This is a genomic window from Pseudomonas sp. X4, from assembly GCF_040784925.1.
Lineage (GTDB): Bacteria > Pseudomonadota > Gammaproteobacteria > Pseudomonadales > Pseudomonadaceae > Aquipseudomonas > Aquipseudomonas putida_Z.
Window position 1 is genome coordinate 251,975 of sequence record NZ_CP160798.1, and the last position, 24,224, is coordinate 276,198.

A 24,224-nucleotide genomic window follows, 5' to 3' on the forward strand; every position below is an offset into this window, starting at 1 on the left:
CTCCGGGTGGGTATACCTGCCCGGACTTTGTATTACTTCAGACGGCGGACAAGGATTGCTTATGCCTAGCCAATCTGATTTGCGTTTCAGCTTCCAGCCCTTAGTTGGAAAAGCTGAATTCGAAGTGGTGTCGTTCGAACTCCGAGAGGGGATCAGCATGCCCTTCGAGCTGGAGCTGAAACTCATCAGCTTCGAAAACGATATCGACTTCGGCCACCTGCTCGACAAGCCCGTACTTTTTACCATCTGGGACGGCGAACGCCCGGTGCGCTACGTGCACGGCCTGGTCAGCCGATTCAGCCAGGCTGAAAGTGGCTTCTACCGCACCTACTATCACGCGCTGGTCGAGCCCCAGCTGGCCCGGGCCGACCTGCGCTCGAACTGGCGCATCTTCCAGCAAAAGACCGTTCCGCAAATTCTTGAGCTGATGCTCCAGCGCCAGGGCATCAACCAGTACGAACTGCGCGCCAGCATGGACCATCAGGTCCGCGAGTTCTGCGTTCAGGCCGGTGAGACGGACCTGGCGTTCATCGCCCGCCTGGCTGCTGAAGAAGGCTTCGTCTACCGCTTTGCGCACAGTGAAAAGCTGCACAAGCTGATCATTACCGATCGGCTGCAGTCATTCGGGCTGATCAGCCATGGGACCATCAAGGCCGAGGATGACGACGAGGGCTTCTTTGATGTCGACGAGCCTGTAGACCCTGACAGCGTGCTGTACCAAGCCACCGGCGGTGGCGACCAAGCCATGCCGTGCCTTCGCCGCTTGCGCTACAGCGAGCAGGTGCGCACCGCTCGCCAGGTTCAGCGCGACTACACCTTTACCAACCCGGCCTACCGCCAGGAACACAGAGCTGCCGGGCCCTTCCTGGAGCATCAGTCCAAAGAGTACGAATTCTTCGATTACCCAGGCCGTTACAAACGCGATGCGGTCGGCAAGCCGTTCACTGAAAACCGCATCACTGCGTTGCGCCACGATGTGCGTATTGCCGAGGTTGAGGGTGACGATGTTCGTCTGCAACCGGGCCTGAGCTTCAACCTGACAGGTCACCCACGTGACGACCTCAACGCGCATTGGCGGGTGAACACGGTTACCCACAGAGGCAAACAATTCACCAGCCTGCAGGAAGAAGCCGCTGGCGCAGATGTAAGCACGCACTACGAGCAGACCGCCGTGCTGGTCCCCGGCCGGACCGAATGGCGCCCTGCCCCACTGTCAAAACCACGCGTTGATGGCCCGCACATGGCTACCGTGGTCGGCCCGAAGGGAGAAGAGATCTATTGCGATGAGTGGGGCCGGGTGAAGGTCAGCTTTCCCTGGGACCGTGAAAGCCAGAACAACGAGTTCAGCTCCTGCTGGGTGCGTGTGTCGCAAGGCTGGGCCGGTGGCAGCTGGGGCGCGATGGCGATCCCGCGCATCGGCCAGGACGTGATCATCCAGTACGTCAACGGTGACCCCGACCAGCCGATGATTACCGGGCGTACCTATTGCGGCGATCAACTCCCGCCCTACGACCTGCCCGACCACAAGACCCGCATGACCATCAAAAGCCAGACCCACAAAGGGGATGGTTTCAATGAGCTGCGCTTTGAGGACGAACTGGGCAAGGAAGAGGTATTCATCCACGCCCAGAAGGACCAGAACACCCAGGTCAACAACAACCAGTCTCTCACCGTCGGTGTTGATCGGACCCAGAGCATTGGCCAGGACGAGTCCGTTGCCATCGGCCGCAATCACCTGCGCGTGGTGAAAGCCAACGACACCCTGAAAGTCGGCGGCGGCAAAAACGACCTCATCGCCGGCGACTACGAGATCGAAGCAGGCAACACCCTGCGCCTCAAGTGCGGCAAGACACTGATCGAGATGCAGGCCAACGGCACGCTCAATATCACCTGCGAGACCTTCAACCTCACCGGGCAACAGACCGGACAGATCAACACGCCCGCAGCGAAGCTCGACCTCAACCCTGAGGGCGGAGCGGCGGGTGCCGCAGCGGATGGACGCGATAGCAGTGCACTGAAAGCCGATGTGGATGGGCATTTCAAGTAGCTGCTTGCACTTGCCCGTACGTAAAAAACTCCTGAAAGGACTCCCGCAATGACGGAATACCTGACTCACGACCTGATCCTCAATCTAGGCGAGGAAGCACCTGAAGACCTCACGCTCAACATGCTGCGCTTTCGTGCCCGAGACACCACGTTGGTGATGGCGCGCAGCCCCGTCGCCAATGACAAGACCCTGGACCAAGCCATCGATGACCAACTGCGGATGCTGCGGAAAAAGTCCGGGGCAATGACCATCACACCCACGAAGATCGCGCGTTTGGGGGGCGGTGAAAACTCCGTCGAAGCCCGCGAAATGGCCATTGAATTCAAGGTGGGGGACAAGCCCAACTTCCAGCTCCAGGCCGCCTGCATGATTCCAGGTCAGCACCGGCTGCTGGTGATCAACTACAGCAAGCCAAGCCCTTTGAGCAGCGACGACATCGAGCACTGGCGCGCAATCAAACAAGAGCTCCGATTCACCTGACTCCTTCACCACCCAGGTCAACCTCATTCAGAACTTTTGGAGCTTGCAAGCCATGGCGCAGATCGTTCACGCCGCCCGCATGGGCGATGAAATACTGCATCCGTCCCTGATCGCCGAAATGGTCAGTGCAGTTGCAGAGGCCGTCATTTATGCCGCAGCCACCGCCGCCGTGGCTGCCGCTATCAGCCTGGCCGTTGTCGGTACTGTCGCGACGGGGGGCGCAGCTGGCATCGCCATCGCCGCCGTTGCGGGGGTGGCGGTCGGTGCGATGAGCACCCTTTCGGTCGGTGAAGACCAGACTGTCGGCGATGCCATCTCCCGCTTTTGCGACAGCCTTGGCAACAGCGTGGATGCACCCGATCCCTACGGAAAGATCGAAAGCGGGTCACACAACGTGTTCGTCAACAGCAAGCCCGCCGCTCGCGCAGCCGGTATCACAGGGCCGCCAGGAGGGGGAGCGGCCGACGCAGAGCAAGCAGAGCCTTCGATTCTGGAGAACGTGGGTTCCATGGCCATGGCGGCGGTGCCCTACCTGTTCCCGGTGGTGGGGCTGGGCATGGCGATACGCGACATCTTCAACCCGCCCGTCACTACACCAAAGGACCCTGGCGCGGAATCCAAAGAGCAGGACAAGATTTCATGCGGCCGCCACCCGCCTCTGCCCGAAAACCATATTGCGCAAGGGTCAGACAAAGTCTTCATCAACGGCCAGCCTGCAGCGCGATCGGGTGACAAGACCACCTGCGACGCCACGATCGATGTGAATGAGAAGGTATCGCCGAATGTACGCATTGGCGGCGGGACGGCGACGGTTCGGGATATTCGCAATGGCAAGAGCAAGGTTGCGATGTTTACCGGGATCATTGCGGGGATACTCATTTCACGACGTTTTGGGCGCATCAAAGATTGTAAATTGGGCAACCCCGTTGCGGTCGCCACGGGTAGCAAGTTCCAGGACGGTCCAGAGGATGTTGATTTCAACTTACCTGGCTTGCTGGGAATCCAATGGGCTCGTAGTTACGACAGTAGAGACTTACGCACCGGCGGCCTGTTCGGAAAGGGCTGGAGTGTTCCTTATGAAGTTGAACTGGTCCGCGTCCCGCATCCTGAAGGCGGCGAGTTGTGGATTTACGTCGATGAAGAAGGCAATCGCCTGGAACTCGGGCGCCTGCGCGCCGGCGATGCCTTTGTCAGTGTTGTGGACGGCTTGGCTTTCTTCCAGTTGGAGGATGGCCAAACAGTTGTCGAGGACATTCATGAGGGGCGCTACAAGGTTTTTGATGTCGACCCGCACGAGCCCAGTCGTTCAAGACTCATCAGGCTGAGCGACCGCAATCTCAATTACGTAGATGTGCTTTACGACAAACAAGGTCGCCTGCAAGCACTCTATGACAAGTACGGCCAGACGGTTGTCCAGCTTCACTATGATGCTGCGCATGCAAGGCGCGTATGCAAGGTGTCGCGGCTCTTCCTGTCAAACAACGGTGAGCCCGCTATCGAGCGGAACGAGCTGCTGGTCAGCTACGGCTATACCGCCAGTGGGCAGTTGCAGGAAGTCCTGGATGCGACAGGTCAGGCTGTGCGCCACTTCAGCTATACCAAAGAGGGCTATCTGAAGCGTCACCAATTGGCCAGCGGGGCCGTCCGCGAGTACGAATGGGCACGCTACACCATTCCTGAAAAACGTCCTACGCCAAGACGGGCGGATGGCACACCTTATCGCCTGCCGCCTTTGCTTGAGCCGCAACCTGACCACGAATGGCGGGTGGTTCGTCACTGGGGTAGCGATGGGGAGGAGTACAAGTTCGAGTACAACCTCGAAGATGGCGAAACCCTCGTAACAGACGGACTGGGACGTATAGACCGCTATTTCTGGGGCCCGCTGTACGACGTTTACAAGCACGTCGATGCACTTGGGAACTGCTGGCAAGCAGAGATCGTCGCCGGCCAGTTGGTCAAACGAACTGATCCGCAGGGCGGCGAGTGGGGATACAGCTATGACGATATCGGGCGTCTGATCGAGACACGTGACCCGCTTGGGCGAAGCGAACGCATAAGCTATCTGCGCCACTGGGCCTTGCCCGTTCAGGTCACAGACGGAGCAGGACGTACCCGGCGCTACGGCTACGATGCTCATGGCAATTTGCTGTGGGAGCAGGACCCATTGGGCCGGAGCACGCAGTATCAATACAACCCGGAAGGTCGTGTTACCCGCGTCACCGATGCCCTCGAAAAGACCAAGCACCTGGGTTGGAACACCCGTGGCCAGTTGCTCAGCTATCGCGACTGCAGCAACAACCAGACGCTGTACCACTACGACTTGCAGGGTCGTCTGAGCGAAAGCATCAATGCCCGCGGAGAGCAGACCCACTTCCGCTATGACGCTCGCGGCTACCTCATAGAAAGCGAACGGCCCGATGGTCGTATCGACCGCTACGAAGTTGATACCGCCGGCCAGCTGACGCGCTACATCGATCCCGCGCAAAAGAAGCTGCAATTTCGCTACGACCGCAGCGGGCGTATGGTCGAACGGCTGGACGCCATGGGTCACAGCGTAAGATTTCGCTATGACGCCTATGGCCGACTGCTACAGCTCACCAACGAAAACGATGAATCGTATCGCTTTGGCTGGGACAAGCTGGACCGCCTAATCGCGCAGGAAGACCTGGATGGCAGTGGTCGCATTTATGAATACGACGTGTTGGATGGGGTCACCACCCTCACCCACGTGCCCTCTCCCCATGAACAAGCGCCTTTGTCCGAGAACGCCCCGGCAACTCGAACAACGCCGATTCGCCACGACTTCGAACGTGATGCCGTCGGCCGCCTGCTGAGCAAGCGCACCGAGGATGGCATTACCGACTACTGCTACGACACCGCCGACAACCTGTTGTCCATCACTTTCACAAATAATCAGGGTGAAGAACAGCAGCTTGAATACACCTACGACCCCGCAGGGCAACTGTTGAGCGAAACTAGCAGCGCCGGGCTGTTGCAGTATCTCTACGACGAGTTGGGCAACCTGCAGACGCTCACCCTCCCCGATCAACGCAATATCAATTACCTCTACTACGGCAGTGGGCACCTGCACCAGATCAACCTGGACGGCCGGGTCATTAGTGACTTTGAGCGTGATGCCGTGCATGACGAAGTCATGCGCACCCAAGGCAGCCTGATTACGCGCACCCGTTATGACAAAAGTGGGCGCTTGAGTCGCAAGGCAATCCACTACCGCGATGCCCCCGCTGAAGTTCTTCCGTTACTGGACAAAACCTATCGTTATGACGCCAGCGACAACCTTGTCGCCGAAGTGCTGACTCAGACCCAGCGCAAAGGCATGTCCTGCGCTCCCAGTGATGAAGATGCCCACCTCGAACAGGTCATCGGTCGCTTTCACAACCAACCCCATACGGGTAGGAGCTACACAGGCAGCAATCGGTATGGCTACGATCCCAACCAACAACTTCAAACCGTCCAACAGGCACGTCTCAACTGGCAGGCGACACAGGTCGAGGATTTCAAGTACGACAAGGCAGGAAACATGTTCGACGGGCCAAAGCTCAACGGACTATTGGAGCACAACCGTGTCCTCGCCTATCAGGACAAGCGCTACCGCTACGACCGCTTTGGCCGCTTAAGTGAGAAGCGAATCGGTAGCCATCGGTTGCAGCGCTTCGAGTATGACGCCGAACATAGGCTGGTGTGCCTGGAGCAGGAGAGATATGGTGAGGTTGAACGCATTGTATTTTCCTACGACCCGCTGGGGCGACGGGTCTGCAAGGCGATCTACAAGCCAGGCGAAGCTGAGCCATTATGCCGGACGCTGTTTCACTGGCAGGGATTACGCTTGCTACAAGAAGTACAGAGCTCACTGCCCACCCTTTATATCTATGCGAGCCCTAACAGCTATGAGCCACTAGCACGTATAGACGAGAATCTGAATGAAGAAGAAATACGGCATTTCCACTCCAACTTGGCCGGGTTGCCCGAACAGTTAACGGATGAAGATGGTCATACATTGTGGCGCATCGATTATCACGGTTGGGGAGCCACACGAGATGAATGGCGCAGTCCACAGCAAGAGCGCGAGCAGAATTTGCGATACCAAGGTCAGTACCTTGACCGAGAGACGGGGTTACACTACAACACGTTCAGATTTTATGATCCAGATGTGGGAAGGTTCACCACACCGGATCCTGCAGGGTTGGCAGGTGGAATAAACCTCTACCAGTACGGCCCCAACACCGCCGCATGGATCGACCCTCTGGGGCTTTGCCGCCGGGGGAATACACTAACGAAACGTCACATGGATCAAATTAGAGATCAGTTCTTACGTGACAATAAACTCTCACCTATGTCGCATACTCAAGGGGGACGACAGACAGGGACTGGCATTGAACTTAGAGAGACATACTTAAAGCCTCTACCTGGAGGATTAGGTCGGAAGGGAGGTTCATATACAGACATGACATTCACTGATGCCAAGGGCCGAACCGTATACATTCAAACAGTGGACAAAGGAAAAATCAACGGAATGTCACAACGCGAATGGGATAATGCCATCCGAATCACGAAACAAGACCCTAGCGCTATCGTAATCACCATCGTCAAAGGGAAAATTACTAGCCCAGGATCTTTAGACACCACCAACATGCCAGTCGGGCAAATCATAATAAGGTAATCAATAATGGCCAACAAAACACCAACACTCCTAGTATTTATGACGAAAGCCGATGAACTTAGCTTCTCCAAAGAACTGCTATCTCAACTTCCCGAGATAACATTTATCGAGACAGGAAAATGGGAGGAGCGATCACCCAAAATAATGCCCACGTTAAATGAATGCCACAATGACAGCCCACAGCACTCCATATGGAACAAACTAATACTACCAGAGCACATATACAGCAAAAATTATATATTCCCCAACGAGGATAGAAACTCCTACTTCGGGGCGACGATCGGCCCTGGTCTCATCCAGTACATCAGACCCAACATAGCAGACTACGATCCCACCTGCCTTCGAAATGGAAGACTATCTGCTTCATACGACCCCAAGAAAGACCCGGCAACCGATTTGTTTGTAAAAACAGTCTTTAAGATAGCTAGGAAGGGAGCGATGCAACTTTTTTCAATTGACCGCAAAAGCGGCAACATTTCCGAAAAACCAGAAAATAATTTCCTTGCATGGCCAGACGCTGCTAGTTATTACAGCGGACAAAATGGAAAGTACCTCACGAATAACGCCTTTGCATATTTCGTAGCAAGTAAAAAGCAACCCGATATCAAATAACCCTAACGAGTCCAGGAAAAGCATCTCATGACGACAACAGTTGTCACCTCAAAGCAGCGCCTAGGGCATGTACTCACCAGTAAATATGTTCAGAGTGCGCCTAGGCCTTGCCCCAAGAATTCGAGTCAGAGAGTTTCATTTCAAAACCCAAGAGGAAAGAACTAGAAACGTCTCGATCGAGCTATACCACCGCCACTGACCTCAACGCGACGGCAAACACATTCACACCCCATACAACCTTGAAAAAGTAACAGCTTGGAAGCATGCAGCCAAAGATCCCTACAGACACCCAGGGAGTGAGTTAATTGAGGTATTGCGAGATCTAAGAATTACAAAGGATTTTAAATGAAACTTTCCGAACTTATGCAGTCCGACACCTACACAACCTTCCTTGACGACTTAGACAAGCACATCCCTGAGAAAATAGATAGAAGCTCAAAAGTTCACAAACCCATTATAAATCTAATGGAAAAATGGATGCAACATGCCTCGCTTTCTTGCGAAGATTTGCTGCACACCATATCAAACCACCAAAAACATTTAATTGCTTACATCATAAAAAAACAAGCCACCTACAGAGAGCCAAATGGAGGCAGAGACAATATAATCAATCACGCCCCCAAGGTAAATTTCCCAATCGGCCACACTATTGAATACTACATAATATCGAAGAGAAAAATCGAACTACCAGAATACATAATAAAGATCCGAATACCCTACCCCAGACAATACGCAAGGGAAATTGAAAGAATATTCACTGAAACCAAGCCCTCATGACCAAAGTTGCTGTACCGGGAAAGTTCTAACAATTTTCCCCGAGCTGCAATAAGCAACTTCTTGACGCAGCAAAGTCGATTTTCAGGCATCGATCGCCTCCAAACCAGGGCTTTGCCCTAGTTCGTGGATGCTGCAGGCGCCCCCCCACCTTCAGCCGGTAGCTGCTGGGCTTGATGAAGAAGATCGGAGACCACACCTCACACCTCGTCCGAATATTCACAACGCTTAGCCATCACAGAATGCCTTTCCGTCGATGCGGGGGGACTCTGCAAAGTTTCAGCGTTCGAGGGGCGGTGATTGGGTTATTTGGGATTTCGTACAAAGCCTGGAAAGGCCCGAATGCCATGGATCCTAATGGATCTGACTGAAACGAAAAAAGACGCCGAAGCGTCTTTTTTCAATGATTTACAGACTTCCATGAAACCCTGTAAATCTATATTTGGAGCGGGAAACGAGACTCGAACTCGCGACCCCGACCTTGGCAAGGTCGTGCTCTACCAACTGAGCTATTCCCGCGTCGTGATGGGTGCCATTCTAGCGATTTCTAAAACAGCGTCAACCCCTTGATTCAAAAAAACTTTTATTTCTGCTCCGAGCCTTCGCGCAGGTGCGGCCAGGCGGCCAGCAGGTAGTGCACCATCGACCACAGGGTCAGCCCCGCCGCCACCAGCAGCAGCGCGTAGCCGAGGATTACCCAGAAGGTCACCGCCGGCGGGTTGCCCAGCAGGATCACCAGCGCCAGCATCTGCGCCGCGGTTTTCCACTTGCCAAGGTTGGACACCGCCACATGCGCCCGCGCGCCCAGTTCGGCCATCCACTCGCGCAGCGCCGAAACCACGATCTCGCGGCCGATGATCACCGCGGCCGGCAGGGTCAGCCAGAAGTTGGCGTGGGTCTGCACCAGCAGCACCAGGGCCACCGCCACCATCAGCTTGTCGGCCACTGGGTCGAGGAAGGCACCGAACGGCGTACTCTGCTGCAGGCGGCGCGCCAGATAACCGTCCAGCCAGTCGGTGGCGGCGGCAACGGCGAACACGCTGCTGGCGGCCATGTAGCTCCAGTGATAGGGCACATAGAACAGCAGGATGAAGATCGGGATGAGCAGGACGCGTAGAACGGTGAGCAGGTTTGGAATATTCATCGGTACGACTGGCCGCAAGTTGAGCCCGCATTCTACTCGCTATGCAGGCTGGCATAAATCGACTCGGCAAGCTTTTTACTGATGCCGGGTGCTTTGGCGATTTCATCGACACTGGCGCGGTTGAGCTCCTGCAGGCCGCCGAAATGTTTCAGCAGGTCGCGCCGGCGCTTGGGCCCTACCCCGGCCACATCCTCCAGGCTGGACACCCGGCGGGCCTTGCCGCGGCGGGCGCGGTGGCCGGTGATGGCGAAACGGTGGGCCTCGTCGCGGATCTGCTGAATCAGGTGCAAGGCCGGTGAGTCGCCCTTGAGGGTGAACTCATGGTGCACGTCGTTCAGGTACAGGGTTTCGAAACCGGCCTTGCGCGTCACGCCCTTGGCCACGCCAAGCAGGGTCAGGTCGCTGAAGCCCAGCTCCTGCATCACGTCACGGGCCATGTTCAGCTGGCCCTTGCCGCCGTCCACCAGCAGCACATCGGGCAGCTTGCCCTCGCCATCCTTGATGCGCCCGTAACGGCGGGTCAGGGCCTGGTGCATGGCGGCGTAGTCGTCACCAGCGGTGACGCCTTCGATGTTGAAGCGACGGTAGTCGGACTTGAGCGGGCCTTCGGGGCCGAACACCACGCAGCTGGCCACGGTGGCTTCGCCGCTGGAATGGCTGATGTCGTAACACTCCAGGCGCTGCGGCACCTCGTCCAGGCCCAGCACCTCGGCCAAGGCCTCGAAACGTGCGGCCATGTGCTGGCGGTTGGCCAGGCGGGCATTGAGCGCCTGCTCGGCGTTGGTCACCGCCAGCTGCTGCCAGCGGGCGCGGGTACCGCGTACCCGGTGGCTGATGGTCAGCTCGCGGCCGCGCAGGGTCTGCAGGGCTTCGCTGATGGCGGCGAAGTCTTCGTGCACCACGTTGACGATCAGTTCGCCCGGCAGTTCGCGCTCGGCATTGCCCAGGTAGTACTGGGAAAGGAACGCGGCCATCACTTCGGCCACCTCCTCCTCGATGCCTACCTGCGGGAAGAAGTTCTTGCTGCCCAGCACCCGCCCGCCGCGCACGCTGATCAGGTGCACGCAGGCGCCACCGGGGTTGACGAAGGCGGCGATAACGTCGACGTCGCCGCTGCCGCCTTCGATGTACTGCTGGTCCTGGACGCGGCGCAGCAAGGCGATCTGGTCGCGCAACTCGGCGGCCTTCTCGAAATTGAGGGCCATGGCGGCCTTCTCCATCTCGGCATTGAGTTCGTTGCCCAGTTGCTGGCTACGCCCTTCGAGGAACATCACCGAGTGGCGCACGTCCTCGGCATATTCCTCGGCGGTCACCAGGCCCGTGCAGGGCCCTTTGCAGCGTTTGATCTGGTACTGCAGGCATGGCCGGGTGCGGTTGGCGTAGTAGCTGTCTTCGCACTGGCGCACCGAAAATGCCTTTTGCAGCAGGCTGAGGCTTTCGCGAATGGCGCCGGCGCTGGGGTACGGGCCAAAGTAGCGGCCCTTGGCCTTCTTCGCCCCACGGTGAATGCCCAGCCGCGGGAACTCGCCGTCGGAAAGGAACACGTAGGGGTAGGATTTGTCATCGCGCAGCAGGATGTTGTACGGCGGCCGCCACTCCTTGATCAGGTTCTGCTCCAGCAGCAGCGCCTCGGTTTCGTTGGCGGTGATGGTGGTTTCGACCTGTGCGATGCGGGCCACCAGCGCGGCGGTCTTGGGCGCCAGGCCGGTCTTGCGGAAATAGCTGGCCAGGCGCTTCTTGAGGTTCTTGGCCTTGCCCACGTAAAGCAGCCGGGCTTCGCCGTCGAACATCCGGTAGACGCCCGGGCGACCACTGCAGGTAGCCAGGAATGCGCTGGCATCGAAAACTTGGGACATGAGGTTTTACAGGCTTGCGTCGACCATACCGTGGCGAACGGCCAGCAAGGTCAGTTCGACGTCGCTGGTGACCGAGAGTTTTTCAAAGATCCGATAACGGTAAGTATTGACGGTCTTGGGCGAGAGGCACAACTTGTCGGAGATGATCTGCACTTTCTGGCAGCCGACGATCATCAGGGCAATCTGGATTTCCCGTTCCGACAAGGCATCGAACGGCGAGCCCTGTGGCTGGAATGGCTTCAGCGCCATCTGCTGGGCAATCTGGGGGCTGATGTAGCGCTGGCCGGCGAAGGCCAGGCGGATGGCCTGGACCATTTCGTCAAGGCCGGCGCCCTTGGTCAGGTAGCCAGCAGCGCCGGCCTGCAGCAGGCGCGTGGGGAACGGGTCTTCCTCGCACACGGTCACGGCAACCACCTTGATGTCCGGGTGGCTGCGCAGCAGCTTGCGGGTGGCCTCCAGGCCGCCGATACCGGGCATTTTCACGTCCATCAGCACCACATCCGGCTTCAGTTCACGGGCCAGCCTGAGCGCCGACTCGCCCGAATCGCCCTCACCCACCACCTGCAGGCCATCGATGTCGGCCAGCATGCGTGTAATACCGGTTCGTACCAGATCGTGATCGTCGACCACTAAGACCCTAATCAAGCACACACCTCGTCAGCAGGGCGATTGGATCCCGCCACCTTAACAAAATTTTTCACGGCGGACCTAACGCATTCCTTCTGTCAGAAACACCTGACGTTCAACCGTAAGCGGCCTCACTGTCTGCCGGGATTTGTCGTTGTTGGTCAAACGACGCAACAAGTGCCAGAGTGCCGCCTGATCGTCGCACGACAACTGCCGGAAAGCCCCCAGCAAACCGGACTCATCGGCGCTCAGCCCCTCGAGCGGTGCCGGGGTGCGGATACCGCTGAGCACATAGAGTGCATCCACGCCCCGGGTTGCCAATGCCGCCAGGTAATCGACCCGCGGCGAGCGTTCACCACTCTCGTATTTGCCCTGGGCATTGGGTTCGACCCCGCCGATATCGCCAAACACGCGCTGGGTCATCCCCAGACGCTCACGCTCTTCCCGCAGCCGCGGACCGATTCCATTCATGGGGGTCTCCTTATCCCTGATCACACTCATGTACGGCCTACCCACCTGCAGGCGGCCGTGAACGCCTGAGGTCACTATGCCGATGCTCACCAGTCGCGACAAGCCATCATTGAGCTATTAGTCGATCGTGCGCTGCATGCGCACAAAGCATTCGTCCTCACCCATTTCGACAAAGCCGTGGCGCTGGTAGAGCACACGCGCCGGGTTGCTGCGAAACACCATCAGCCGCAGCAGCGGCAGGTGCCGCTGGCGGGCCCACAGTGCCAACTGCTCCAGCACCCAGCTGCCGACCCCACGCCCACGGTGTTCGGGTAGCAGGTGCAACTCGCGGATGAACAGCGCCTGGCGGTCCTGGCTGAGGCTGCAGAAGCCGAGTACCGCGTCGCCTTCGGTCACCAGCCACTGCTCGCGCCAGCCCCAGGCTTCGTCGAAGGCTTCCTCTAGCCACAGCAGGTCGTATTCGCGGTAGTACGGCAGCATGGCGCGGCGCGTGAGGTCGCGGGCGAAGGTGCGGTGGGTGTCGTTGGCGGGGGTCAGTTTCAGGGACATCACATTTCGGACTCTTCGGTTTGCCAGGCCCGGCCCTATCGCCGGCAAGCCAGCTCCCACAGGTACAGCGATAGCCTGGAGGGCAGCACCGTACCTGTGGGAGCTGGCTTGCCGGCGATAGGGCCAGCACAACGAATATCAATCATGGGGCATAGCACACGGGCGAACTACCAGGCCCACGCCGGTCCAGTTCGTCCTCCAGCCATTCAGCCAACACCCGGGCATTGTTGTGCTCGGTATCCTTGCCCGCATAAAGCAATGTCAGCGTGCCCTTTCCGGCCAGGTCCAGCAGCGGGTACCAGTGCTCGGGGTGGGCTGCCAGCTCCTGCTGGTAACGCTGGGTGAAGCCGGCGAAATCCACTTCACCCTGGTGAAACGCCTTGCGCAACTCATCCGAGGGTGCAACTTCGCGCAACCACTGCCCGTGCAGGTCGTCCTTGCGCTTGTTACGCGGCCACAGGCGATCGACCAGCACGCGCTGACCGTCGTCTTGCTCAACCGCATCGTAGACACGCTTGCAGCGAATCATGGGTTTCTCCTGCCACTACCGTCCGTCTTGAGCCTAGATAAATCATTGATCGAGGTCACGGCCGGGTTACGAATTGTTTCTATGCTCAAGGCCTTCGGCACCCTTGCCCCCCGACCGGAGCCACCATGGCAACCCCTTCACTGGCCAGCCTGCCGCAACTGGCCCAACGCGATGCCCGCCCGCAACTTGCCCACAAGCCCGGGCGAGCCACCCTGGTGTTGTTCTTCGGCCTGCTGCTGGCCGGTATCGCCTACACCGCCTGGAGCCTGAAGCAGGATGTGACGGCCAGCGGCACGGTAATCACCACGGTCACGCCATTCCTGCTGCTGGGCCTGGCGTTGCTGATTGCCCTGGGCTTCGAGTTCGTCAATGGCTTCCATGACACCGCCAACGCAGTGGCCACCGTCATCTACACCCACTCGTTGCCTGCCCCCGTCGCCGTGGTCTGGTCCGGGCTGTGCAACTTCCTCGGCGTGCTGCTTTCCAGTGGCGCGGTGGCGTTCGGCATCATCGCCCTGCTGCCGGTAGAGCTGATTCTGCAGGTCGGCTCCTCGGCCGGCTTCGCCATGGTCTTCGCCCTGCTGCTGGCGGCGATCATCTGGAACCTCGGCACCTGGTGGCTGGGCCTGCCGGCCTCATCCTCGCACACCCTGATCGGTTCGATCATCGGGGTGGGCGTGGCCAACGCGCTGATGCACGGGCGCGACGGTACCAGCGGTGTGGACTGGGCCCAGGCCAGCAAGGTCGGTTATGCCCTGCTGTTTTCGCCACTGATCGGCTTTGCCTGTGCCGCCCTGTTGCTGCTGGCCCTGCGCGCGCTGGTCAAGCGCAAGGCGCTGTACCAGGCGCCGGAAGGCCAGACACCACCACCGTGGTGGATTCGCGGCGTACTGATCCTGACCTGCACCGGGGTGTCCTTTGCCCACGGCTCCAACGACGGCCAGAAAGGCATGGGCCTGATCATGCTGATTCTGGTTGGCACCCTGCCGATGGCTTACGCATTGAACAAGACCATGCCCAATGAACAGGCCATGCAGTTTTCCGCGGTCGCCGAGGTAACCCGCCAGGCACTGGTGCGCGGCGCCCCGCAAGCAGCACCGGCCGACCCACGCCAGGTGCTTACCACGTTCATTGCCGAGCCCAGGGCCAACCCGCAACTGATACCGGCGCTGGCGGCACTGACCGGCATGATCGGCGAAGAGGTCAAAGGTTATGGCTCGCTCAAGCGGGTACCGGCCGAAGCCATGGCCAACGTGCGCAACGACATGTACCTGACCAGCGAAGCCATCCGCCTGATCGAGAAGAACCAGCTGGTGGCGTTCGATGCAGGCACGCGCAGCCAGGTGCTGTTGTTCAAGACCCAGCTGGACGACGCCACCCGCTACATCCCGCTGTGGGTGAAAGTGGCCGTGGCCATCGCACTGGGGCTGGGCACAATGGTCGGCTGGCGGCGCATCGTGGTGACGGTAGGCGAGAAGATCGGCAAGACCCACCTCAGCTATGCCCAAGGGGCTTCGGCCGAAGTGGTGGCAATGTGCACCATTGGTGCGGCGGACATGTTCGGGTTGCCGGTGTCGACCACCCACGTGCTGAGTTCCGGGGTGGCCGGGACCATGGTGGCCAACGGGTCGGGGATACAGAAGCGCACGCTGGTCAACCTGCTGATGGCCTGGGTGCTGACCTTGCCGGCAGCGATGCTGTTGGCCGGCAGCCTGTACTGGCTGCTGCACCACATCTTCTGAGCCTGAAGACAGTTTCGCCTTCACTGGCCCTATCGCCGGCAAGCCAGCTCCCACAGGACCACCACAGGCCTCAAGCCCTGTGCATTACCTGTGGGAGCCGGCTTGCCGGAGATAGGGCCCTTTCAGCCAACCTCAACCTGGGATTTTCAGGCCCTGTTGCACGGCCGGGCGCTCGAGGAACGCCGCCAGCACCCGCTGCACCTCCTTGAACTGATCGAAGCCAACCAGGTCTCGGGCGTTGTAACGCTCAACCAGGTTACGCACCCACGGGAAGATCGCGATATCGGCAATGCTGTACTCGTCGACCATCCATTCCCGGCCTTGCAGATGCCGGTCCAGAACACCGAGCAGGCGCTTGGACTCGTTGACATAACGATCACGCGGGCGCTTGTCCTCGTATTCCTTGCCAGCAAAGAAATGGAAGAACCCGACCTGGCCGAACATCGGCCCGATGCCACCCATCTGGAACATCAGCCACTGCAAGGTCTGGTAACGCTGGGCCGGGTCCTGGCTGAGCAACTGGCCGCTCTTCTCCGCCAGGTACTGCAGGATCGCCCCCGACTCGAACAGCGGCAGCGGCTGGCCGCCCGGGCCATTGGGGTCGAGGATGGCGGGGATCTTGTTGTTGGCGCTGAGCGAGATGAACTCCGGGCTCAGCTGGTCATCGTTGTCGAAGCTGACCTTGTGCGGCTCATAGGCCAGGCCGATCTCTTCGAGCATGATCGACACCTTGACGCCGTTGGGCGTCGGCAGCGAATACAGCTGCAGGCGCTCGGGGTGTCTGGCGGGCCACTTGCGGGTAATGGGGAAAGCACTGAGATCGGTCATGATCAACCTTGCCTGGGGAATGAACCTCTCACTCTAGAGACATCCCCGGCCGCTGACCATCACCGACCACTCATCAGCACCGGCGGCTCACGCCTGGCCGTGGGCCTTGAGCTTGAGCTTTTCGGTATCGACGCGAACGAACACCGAGTCGGCAGTCACTGTCAGCACATCGTCGGCCCAGACTTCGCAGAGCACCCGGGTCTTGCGCCCTACCTCACCTTCCACACGCGCCTTGAGCAACAATTCGACGCCCATGGGCGTGGGCTTGAGGTAGTTCAGGCCAAGGCTGCCAGTGACACAGTCGATGCGCGGCAGGCTGCCCGCTTCGCGACCTTCGTTGCGGTAGTGGTAAGCCATTGCCGTCCAGTTGGAGTGGCAGTCGACCAGCATCGCCAGCAGCCCGCCGTAGACCAGGCCGGGCCAGCCGATGAAGGTGCTGTCGGGCGCGTGCCGGCACACCAGGTGGATGCCGTCGGCGTCCCAGTGGCTTTGCAGGTGCAGGCCGCTGGGGTGGGAGCAACCGCAGCCGTAGCAAGTGCCGTCGGGTGCGGCGAGGGCCTGGAGGGAAAGGGAGTGGTCGTTCATACGCTTCCTGTGCTTATTGATATGGGGGGCGCGCAACGCCCCCACATTAAAGCAGAAACATCAGGCCGTCTGGGCAACCGCCCTGGCGCGCCGCTGGGTCAGCGAAACCAGCAGGATAAACGCGGTCACCCCAGCGGTCATCAGCGTCTCGTAGCGGTAGGCATCGCTGAACAGCATGTAGCCCAGCACCATGACGATGGTGCCGATCACCAGCCAGGTCAGCCATGGGAACAGCCACATCTTCAGTTCCAGCGGCCGCCCTTCACGCTCGGCACGGGCCCGCATGCGCAGCTGCGACACGGCAATCACCAGGTACACCAGCAAGGCGATGGCGCCGGTGGTGGACAGCAGGAAGCCGAATACCTTGCCCGGGAACACATAGTTGACGAAGCACCCGGCAAAGCCGGCCAGGGTCGAGAAGATGACCGCCACGGTCGGTACGCCAGAGCCGGAGATACGCTTGGTCACACTCAGCGCCTGGCCGCGGGCACCCAGCGAATAGAGCATGCGCGACGCGGTGTACAGGCCCGAGTTCATGCAGCTGGTCACGGCCACCAGCACCACGATATCCACCAGCAGCTTGGCGCCAGGCACGTTCAGCACCTCCAGCACGCGCTGGAACGAACCCACTGCTTTCAGGCCCGGGTCGTTCCACGCCACCAGCGATACCACCAGGAAGATCGACGCCAGGTAGAAGATGGCGATGCGGTACACCACCAGGTTGGTAGCGCGGCGGATCTTGTCTTTCGGGTTGGCGGTTTCGTCAGCGGCAATGGTGACGATTTCGGCACCGAAGAACGAGAAGATGGTGATCAGCACGCCACCGAGCACGGTGCCGAAACCGTTGGGCATGAAGCCGCCGTTGTCCCACAACCGGCTGACCCCGGACACCTCGGCCAGCGGCCAGACGCCGAACACCGCCAGGCTGCAGACCACGATGAAGGCGATGATCGCCACCACCTTGACCAGCGCGAACCAGTACTCGAAGGCACCGAAGTTCTTCACGCTGATCAGGTTGGTACCCGACAGCACCAGCATGATCAGGAAGGCGAACAGCCACGACGGCACGCCAGGGAAGTAGGCATGCAGGATGTCGGCGCCGGCAATGGCCTCGACCGGAATGATCAGTACCCAGAACCACCAGTACAGCCAGCCGATGGTAAAGCCCGCCCAAGGGCCGATGGCTTCGGAGGCATAGGTGGAAAACGAGCCGCTGTTGGGGTTGGCGATGGCCATTTCGCCCAGCATGCGCATCACCAGCAAGACCAGCAGCCCGGTCATGGCGTAGGAGATGAGGATGGCCGGGCCGGCGGTGGCGATGGCGTTGGAGGAGCCGATGAACAGGCCGGCGCCGATGATGCCGGCGATGGAGATCATGGATACCTGACGGGACGTCAGACCGTGCTGCAGGGAGCGCTGTTTGTTGTTGTGTAGCGAAGCCATGAAGAACCCTCGAATGGGTCGGCCGCAGCGGGGCGGCTGAAGACTGGAGCAGAATTCTTATAAATTTCTGATGTTCGTTGTTGTTGTTTTGCAGATGCCGGAAGCGGGTACTGACCTCCTCTTCACACGACCGGTTGTAATCGTTGATCCAGGTCAGTATTAATCTATAGGCCGGGGTCAACAAACGACCTTTTCGAAACACATGATTCCGTTATGGAATGAACTCCTTCCTTTTTTGCTCGGTATTTGCCCGTCATGTCCAAACGCCTGATGCCTTCGACCACCGCCCTTCAGTGCTTCGAAGCGGCCGCCCGCCACCTCAGCTTCACCCGCGCGGCCCAGGAACTGCACCTGACCCAGAGCGCCGTCAGCAAGCAGGTGGCGCAGCTCGAGGACATGCTGTCGCACTCGCTGTTCCAGCGCATTCGCCGGCGCCTGCACCTGACCCCGGCCGGCGCGCTGTACCTCACCGAAGTGAACAAGATCCTCACCCAGATCGACATTTCCAGCCGCTACATCCTCAGCTACGGCGACGAGACCGAAGTGCTGCGCATCGCCACCCAGCCCACCTTCGGCGCGCGCTGGCTGATACCCCGGCTGAAGGGTTTTGGCGACCGCTACCCGCGCATTCACCTGGATATCCGCAATGAGCTGGAGCCGTTCGACCTGGTGCAGGCCAAGGCCGACATTGCGTTTTTCTTCGGCCAGGGCACCTGGCCCGGGGCAACCTGCATCGAGCTGTTCAGCGAGGAAGTGGTGCCGGTGTGCAGCCCGCAGCTGCTGGCCAACCACCGGTTCGACAGCGCCCAGGCGCTGACCGAACACCGCCTGCTGCAGTGCGTGTCGCGCCCGGAGGCCTGGCACGAATGGTTCCTGGGGCTGGGGCTGCATAGCCAGAACAGCTACCACGGGCCCCGCTTCGACACGTTCTACCTGTGCATCCGCGCAGCCATTGCCGGCTGCGGTATCGCCCTGATTCCGCGCTACCTGGTGGCCGAAGAGCTGAGCGAGGGCAAACTGGTGGTGGCCTGGGACCACCCGGTGGCGAGCAATGGCCGGCACTTCATCGCCCATGCCGAGCATGCGGCCGAAGTGCCCAAGGTCAGGGCCTTCGTGCAGTGGATTCGGGAGCGGGTGGCCGAGGGGGATTGATATCACCTGGGCGGGCCTCTTCGCGGGTAAACCCGCTCCCACAGGGATCGCACACCTTTCAAGCGTGGCGCCGTACCTGTGGGAGCGGGTTCACCCGCGAAGAGGCCAGTGCCAGCAATACAAAATCAGCCAAGATCAAGAATCCAGGGAATGACCGCAATCGAATAATTCGTTTGCGGAATAACCTGCCAACACGCTTGGATAATAAGAAATTCGAACAAAGGTCCGCGTGCCCATGAACCAGGAAAGTATCAGCCAATCCATTGCCATCGTTCACCCGATCACACTTTCCCATGGCCGTAATGCCGAAGTCTGGGACACTGACGGCAAACGTTACATCGACTTAGTCGGCGGTATCGGTGTACTCAACCTGGGCCACTGCAACCCGGCCGTGGTCGAGGCGATCCAGGCCCAGGCCGCTCGCCTGACCCACTACGCCTTCAACGCAGCCCCCCACGGCCCATACCTGGCGCTGATGGAACAACTGAGCCAATTCGTACCGGTCAGCTACCCATTGGCCGGCATGCTCACCAACAGCGGCGCGGAAGCTGCGGAAAACGCCCTGAAAGTGGCCCGTGGTGCCACCGGCAAACGCGCCATCATCGCCTTCGACGGCGGCTTCCACGGTCGCACCCTGGCCACCCTGAACCTCAACGGCAAGGTCGCCCCGTACAAGCAGCGGGTCGGTGAGCTGCCGGGGCCGGTGTACCACCTGCCCTACCCCAGCGCCGACACCGGGGTTACCTGCGAACAGGCCCTCAAGGCCATGGACCGCCTGTTCAGCGTCGAGCTGGCAGTGGAGGACGTCGCGGCGTTCATCTTCGAGCCGGTGCAGGGCGAAGGCGGCTTCCTCGCCCTTGACCCAGCCTTCGCCCAGGCCCTGCGCCGCTTCTGCGACGAGCGCGGCATCCTGATCATCATCGACGAGATCCAGTCGGGCTTCGGCCGCACCGGCCAGCGCTTCGCCTTCCCGCGTCTGGGCATCGAGCCCGACCTGCTGCTGCTGGCCAAGAGCATTGCCGGCGGCATGCCGCTGGGAGCGGTGGTCGGGCGCAAGGAGTTGATGGCAGCGCTGCCCAAGGGCGGCCTGGGTGGAACCTACTCAGGCAACCCGATCGCCTGCGCAGCGGCCCTGGCCAGCCTGGCGCAGATGACCGACGAGAACATCGCTACCTGGGGTGAGCGCCAGGAGCAGGCAATCGTGCGCCGTTTCGAGCATTGGAAGGCCTCGGGTCTGAGCCCGTTCATCGGCCGCCTGACCGGCGTCGGCGCCATGCGCGGGATCGAGTTCGTCAACGCCGACGGCAGCCCGGCACCGGCGCAACTGGCCAAGGTGATGGAAGCGGCGCGGGCCAAGGGCCTGTTGCTGATGCCCAGCGGCAAGGCGCGGCACATCATCCGCCTGCTGGCACCGCTGACCATCGAGGCCGAAGTGCTCGAGGAAGGCCTGGATATCCTCGAGCAGTGCCTGGCGGAGCTGGGCGCCTGAGAGGAACGGGGGCTTAAAGACCCAGTTCCTGCGGGGTGAGCATGTCGGACTCGAAGGCAATCCAGCCGCCTTCGAGTTCGGCGTGGCCGTTGACGATCGGGCCGTAGTAGGTCAGGCCGTTCTCCAGGGTCACGCAGATGTGCGTGGCGTTCTTTTCGGGGGCTGCGAGCGTACCGACGAAATGCACCTTCTTCAGCGTTTCGGTCACCGCTTCCAGGCCAACGCGCATGTTGGGGTTTTCCGAGGCCTCGGCGTCGCCGCCGCGGTCTTCGGCGCTGACGGTGATGGTGGCGATGTACGGGTACTTGGTGCTCAAGCGGGTTACCTCTGTGGGTGTGTAGGCGTATGGGCGCGTAGAGTACGGCAGGTGATCTCCATTGTCTCTACCGGCCTCTTCGCGGGCACGCCCGCTCCCACAGGTACTGCGCACGCCTTGGGCAATGTGCGGTCCCTGTGGGAGCGGGCGAGCCCGCGAAGAGGCCGGGCCTGCAAAAGGTGATCTGAAGGGCCCGATCTGTTAGGGTGCCCGCCGATGCACGCCAACCACACGAGGATCCCGAGTGAGCGCCGAAGAACCCCTGATCGCCGACCTGTTCGAGGTCGACAAACGCCTGTCCCTCAAGCCCGTGGTGGACTTCAACAGCTACCTGCGCAACGCCTTCGGCGAAGGCCCGTGCCGTTGCCATCGCTGCACCGAAGGTGGCGACCAAGGCACCTACAGCCACGCCCACACCTTCACCTTCGACGGCCGCCAATGGCACCGCCGCTTTGCCAGCACCTCCGGCAGCGACGTCGCCCAGGCCCTGAAAAAGGCCTGGCTTTCGTACACCAAGGCCGATCTCAACCTGATCGGCGCACTGGACCTGGCCACCCTCAAGACCTTCACCGAAGCCGCCCTGCACACGCGCCTGCTGGCCCTGCTGCGTGCCAGCGGCCTGGCCCGCGAAGTGGATGGCCAGTGGCTGCTGCAAGCCCAGGCCGACTGACGGCCCGGCGGTAAAGCAGGATTCTCCCGTTCTGCTACCGTGGGAGAATCCGCTCATCCGCAGGTAGTCCGCCATGGCCCGTACAACGCCCATCGAGCTGTACCGCAATATCGGTATCGTCGCCCACGTGGACGCCGGCAAGACCACGACCACCGAGCGGATCCTGTTCTACACCGGGGTCAACCACAAGATGGGCGAAGTGCACGATGGTGCCGCGACCATGGACTGGATGGCCCAGGAGCAGGAGCGCGGCATCACCATCACCTCGGCGGCGACCACTGCCTTCTGGCAGGGCTCGACCAAGCAGTTCGCCCACAAGTACCGCTTCAACATCATCGACACCCCGGGCCACGTCGACTTCACCATCGAGGTGGAGCGCTCGCTGCGCGTGCTCGATGGCGCGGTAGTGGTGTTCAGCGGCGCGGACGGGGTCGAACCGCAGTCCGAGACCGTATGGCGCCAGGCCAACAAGTACCACGTGCCGCGCCTGGCCTACATCAACAAGATGGACCGCCAGGGCGCCGACTTCCTGCGCGTGGTCAAGCAGATCGACCAGCGCCTGGGCCACCACCCGGTGCCGATCCAGCTGGCCATCGGCAGCGAAGAGAACTTCATCGGCCAGATCGACCTGGTGAAGATGAAGGCCATCTACTGGAACGATGCCGACCAGGGCACCAGCTACCGCGAAGAAGACATACCCGCCGAGCTGCAGGCACTGGCCGACGAATGGCGCGCGCACATGATCGAGGCCGCCGCCGAAGCCAATGACGAGCTCACCATGAAGTTTCTCGATGGCGAGGAACTGAGCATCGACGAGATCAAGGCCGCACTGCGCCAACGCACCATCGCCAATGAAATCGTGCCGACCATCCTCGGCTCGTCGTTCAAGAACAAGGGCGTGCCGCTGATGCTCGACGCAGTCATCGACTACCTGCCAGCCCCGTCGGAGATTCCGGCCATCAAGGGCACCGACCCGGATGACGAAGAAAAGCACCTGGAGCGACACGCCAACGACAGCGAGCCGTTCTCGGCCCTGGCATTCAAGATCGCCACCGACCCGTTCGTCGGCACCCTGACCTTCGCCCGGGTCTACTCCGGCGTGCTCAGCTCCGGCAACGCGGTACTCAACTCGGTAAAGGGCAAGAAGGAACGCATCGGCCGCATGGTGCAGATGCATGCCAACCAGCGGGCTGAAATCAAGGATGTGTGCGCCGGCGACATCGCCGCGCTGATCGGCATGAAGGACGTGACCACCGGCGACACCCTGTGCGACATGGACAAGCCGATCATCCTCGAACGCATGGACTTCCCCGACCCGGTAATTTCCGTGGCAGTGGAGCCCAAGACCAAGGCCGACCAGGAAAAAATGGGCATCGCCCTGGGCAAACTGGCCCAGGAAGACCCGTCATTCCGCGTGCGCACCGACGAGGAAACCGGCCAGACCATTATCTCGGGCATGGGCGAGTTGCACCTGGACATCATCGTCGACCGCATGCGCCGCGAGTTCAACGTCGAGGCCAACATCGGCAAGCCGCAGGTGGCCTACCGCGAGAAAATCCGCAACACCTGCGAGATCGAGGGCCGTTTCGTCCGCCAGTCCGGCGGCCGAGGTCAGTACGGCCACTGCTGGATCCGCTTCGCCCCCGGCGACGAGGGCAAGGAGGGCCTGGAGTTCATCAACGAGATCGTTGGCGGCGTGGTACCACGCGAATACATCCCGGCTATCCAGAAAGGCATCGAGGAGCAGATGAAGAACGGCGTGCTGGCCGGCTACCCGCTGATCAACCTGAAGGCGGCGGTGTTCGATGGCTCGTACCACGATGTCGACTCGAACGAAATGGCCTACAAGATCGCCGCCTCTATGGCCACCAAGCAGCTGTCGCAGAAAGGTGGGGCGGTGTTGCTGGAACCGGTGATGAAGGTGGAAGTGGTGACCCCGGAGGAATACCAGGGTGACATCCTCGGCGACCTGAGCCGGCGCCGCGGGATGATCCAGGACGGTGACGAAACGCCGGCCGGCAAGGTGATCCGTGCCGAGGTGCCGCTGGGCGAGATGTTCGGCTACGCCACCTCGATGCGCTCCATGACCCAGGGCCGGGCCAGCTTCTCGATGGAGTTCACCCGTTATGCCGAGGCACCGGCGAGCATTGCCGATGCCATCGTCAAGAAGAACCGCGGGGAGTGATTCGTTCGCCTGTGCTGGCCTCTTCGCGGCTAAAGCCGCTCCCA

20 protein-coding genes and 1 tRNA gene are annotated in these 24,224 nt (G+C 60.4%); 10 read left to right on the forward strand and 11 right to left on the reverse strand.

Translation table 11 applies throughout. The annotated features are described in order from the left end of the window. Positions 1-61: 61 nt before the first annotated feature. From ABX298_RS01110 to ABX298_RS01130, 5 genes are all read left to right on the forward strand, one after another. A complete protein-coding gene (locus ABX298_RS01110) occupies positions 62-2,047 on the forward strand; it encodes a type VI secretion system Vgr family protein (RefSeq protein ID WP_367393957.1) in 1,986 nt (661 codons plus the stop codon). 48 nt (positions 2,048-2,095) lie between these two features. Further along, complete coding sequence (locus tag ABX298_RS01115; protein ID WP_367393958.1) at positions 2,096-2,527, forward strand: DcrB-related protein; 432 nt, start codon at positions 2,096-2,098, stop codon at positions 2,525-2,527. 52 nt (positions 2,528-2,579) lie between these two features. Beyond that, a complete protein-coding gene (locus ABX298_RS01120) occupies positions 2,580-7,208 on the forward strand; it encodes an RHS repeat-associated core domain-containing protein (RefSeq protein WP_367393959.1) in 4,629 nt (1,542 codons plus the stop codon). A 6-nt stretch (positions 7,209-7,214) separates the two neighbouring features. After that, positions 7,215-7,820, forward strand: a complete 606-nt coding sequence (locus ABX298_RS01125; RefSeq protein ID WP_139833460.1) for a hypothetical protein — start codon at positions 7,215-7,217, stop codon at positions 7,818-7,820. A gap of 345 nt (positions 7,821-8,165) precedes the next feature. Continuing rightward, the gene (locus ABX298_RS01130) at positions 8,166-8,597 is read left to right on the forward strand and encodes a hypothetical protein (RefSeq protein ID WP_317409953.1); all 432 of its coding nucleotides are present in this window, start codon (positions 8,166-8,168) and stop codon (positions 8,595-8,597) included. A gap of 440 nt (positions 8,598-9,037) precedes the next feature. Here ABX298_RS01130 and ABX298_RS01135 read toward each other — a convergent pair. From ABX298_RS01135 to ABX298_RS01165, 7 genes are all read right to left on the reverse strand, one after another. Continuing rightward, positions 9,038-9,113, reverse strand: a tRNA-Gly gene (locus ABX298_RS01135). A gap of 64 nt (positions 9,114-9,177) precedes the next feature. After that, positions 9,178-9,738: a CDP-diacylglycerol--glycerol-3-phosphate 3-phosphatidyltransferase gene (gene pgsA, locus ABX298_RS01140; protein WP_025339908.1), complete on the reverse strand. Its 561-nt coding sequence runs from the start codon at positions 9,736-9,738 to the stop codon at positions 9,178-9,180. A gap of 32 nt (positions 9,739-9,770) precedes the next feature. After that, positions 9,771-11,594, reverse strand: coding sequence for an excinuclease ABC subunit UvrC (gene uvrC / locus ABX298_RS01145; protein ID WP_013973365.1), 1,824 nt, complete (start codon positions 11,592-11,594; stop codon positions 9,771-9,773). A gap of 6 nt (positions 11,595-11,600) precedes the next feature. Continuing rightward, entirely contained in the window at positions 11,601-12,239 is a 639-nt protein-coding gene (gene uvrY / locus ABX298_RS01150; RefSeq protein WP_015271036.1) for a UvrY/SirA/GacA family response regulator transcription factor, read from the reverse strand. A gap of 63 nt (positions 12,240-12,302) precedes the next feature. Beyond that, complete coding sequence (locus tag ABX298_RS01155) at positions 12,303-12,692, reverse strand: helix-turn-helix domain-containing protein (RefSeq protein ID WP_025339909.1); 390 nt, start codon at positions 12,690-12,692, stop codon at positions 12,303-12,305. A gap of 117 nt (positions 12,693-12,809) precedes the next feature. Further along, positions 12,810-13,241: a GNAT family N-acetyltransferase gene (locus tag ABX298_RS01160; protein ID WP_075045798.1), complete on the reverse strand. Its 432-nt coding sequence runs from the start codon at positions 13,239-13,241 to the stop codon at positions 12,810-12,812. 142 nt (positions 13,242-13,383) lie between these two features. Continuing rightward, positions 13,384-13,770, reverse strand: a complete 387-nt coding sequence (locus tag ABX298_RS01165) for a DUF488 domain-containing protein (RefSeq protein WP_286100211.1) — start codon at positions 13,768-13,770, stop codon at positions 13,384-13,386. 125 nt (positions 13,771-13,895) lie between these two features. On the opposite strand from ABX298_RS01165, the gene ABX298_RS01170 reads away from it, so the two are divergent. Beyond that, complete coding sequence (locus ABX298_RS01170; RefSeq protein ID WP_367393960.1) at positions 13,896-15,512, forward strand: inorganic phosphate transporter; 1,617 nt, start codon at positions 13,896-13,898, stop codon at positions 15,510-15,512. A 132-nt stretch (positions 15,513-15,644) separates the two neighbouring features. On the opposite strand, the gene ABX298_RS01175 is transcribed toward ABX298_RS01170, so the two are convergent. From ABX298_RS01175 to ABX298_RS01185, 3 genes are all read right to left on the reverse strand, one after another. After that, on the reverse strand, positions 15,645-16,340 hold the full coding sequence (locus ABX298_RS01175; RefSeq protein WP_317409951.1) for a glutathione S-transferase N-terminal domain-containing protein: 696 nt from the start codon (positions 16,338-16,340) through the stop codon (positions 15,645-15,647). Between the two features lie 87 nt (positions 16,341-16,427). Next, positions 16,428-16,925, reverse strand: coding sequence for a PaaI family thioesterase (locus ABX298_RS01180; RefSeq protein WP_015271042.1), 498 nt, complete (start codon positions 16,923-16,925; stop codon positions 16,428-16,430). 60 nt (positions 16,926-16,985) lie between these two features. Then, a complete protein-coding gene (locus ABX298_RS01185) occupies positions 16,986-18,368 on the reverse strand; it encodes an amino acid permease (RefSeq protein ID WP_286100214.1) in 1,383 nt (460 codons plus the stop codon). A gap of 255 nt (positions 18,369-18,623) precedes the next feature. Here ABX298_RS01185 and gcvA point away from each other — a divergent pair, with 255 nt between their 5' ends. Beyond that, positions 18,624-19,520, forward strand: coding sequence for a transcriptional regulator GcvA (gene gcvA / locus ABX298_RS01190; RefSeq protein ID WP_367393961.1), 897 nt, complete (start codon positions 18,624-18,626; stop codon positions 19,518-19,520). A 235-nt stretch (positions 19,521-19,755) separates the two neighbouring features. Next, a complete protein-coding gene (locus tag ABX298_RS01195) occupies positions 19,756-21,009 on the forward strand; it encodes an aspartate aminotransferase family protein (protein WP_075045802.1) in 1,254 nt (417 codons plus the stop codon). A gap of 13 nt (positions 21,010-21,022) precedes the next feature. Here the strand turns inward: ABX298_RS01195 and ABX298_RS01200 are convergent, their stop codons facing one another. Then, complete coding sequence (locus ABX298_RS01200; RefSeq protein ID WP_013973376.1) at positions 21,023-21,325, reverse strand: hypothetical protein; 303 nt, start codon at positions 21,323-21,325, stop codon at positions 21,023-21,025. Between the two features lie 244 nt (positions 21,326-21,569). Here ABX298_RS01200 and ABX298_RS01205 point away from each other — a divergent pair, with 244 nt between their 5' ends. Continuing rightward, the gene (locus ABX298_RS01205; protein WP_367393962.1) at positions 21,570-21,995 is read left to right on the forward strand and encodes a hypothetical protein; all 426 of its coding nucleotides are present in this window, start codon (positions 21,570-21,572) and stop codon (positions 21,993-21,995) included. 73 nt (positions 21,996-22,068) lie between these two features. Continuing rightward, positions 22,069-24,180, forward strand: coding sequence for an elongation factor G (gene fusA / locus ABX298_RS01210; RefSeq protein WP_075045804.1), 2,112 nt, complete (start codon positions 22,069-22,071; stop codon positions 24,178-24,180). Positions 24,181-24,224: the final 44 nt, after the last annotated feature.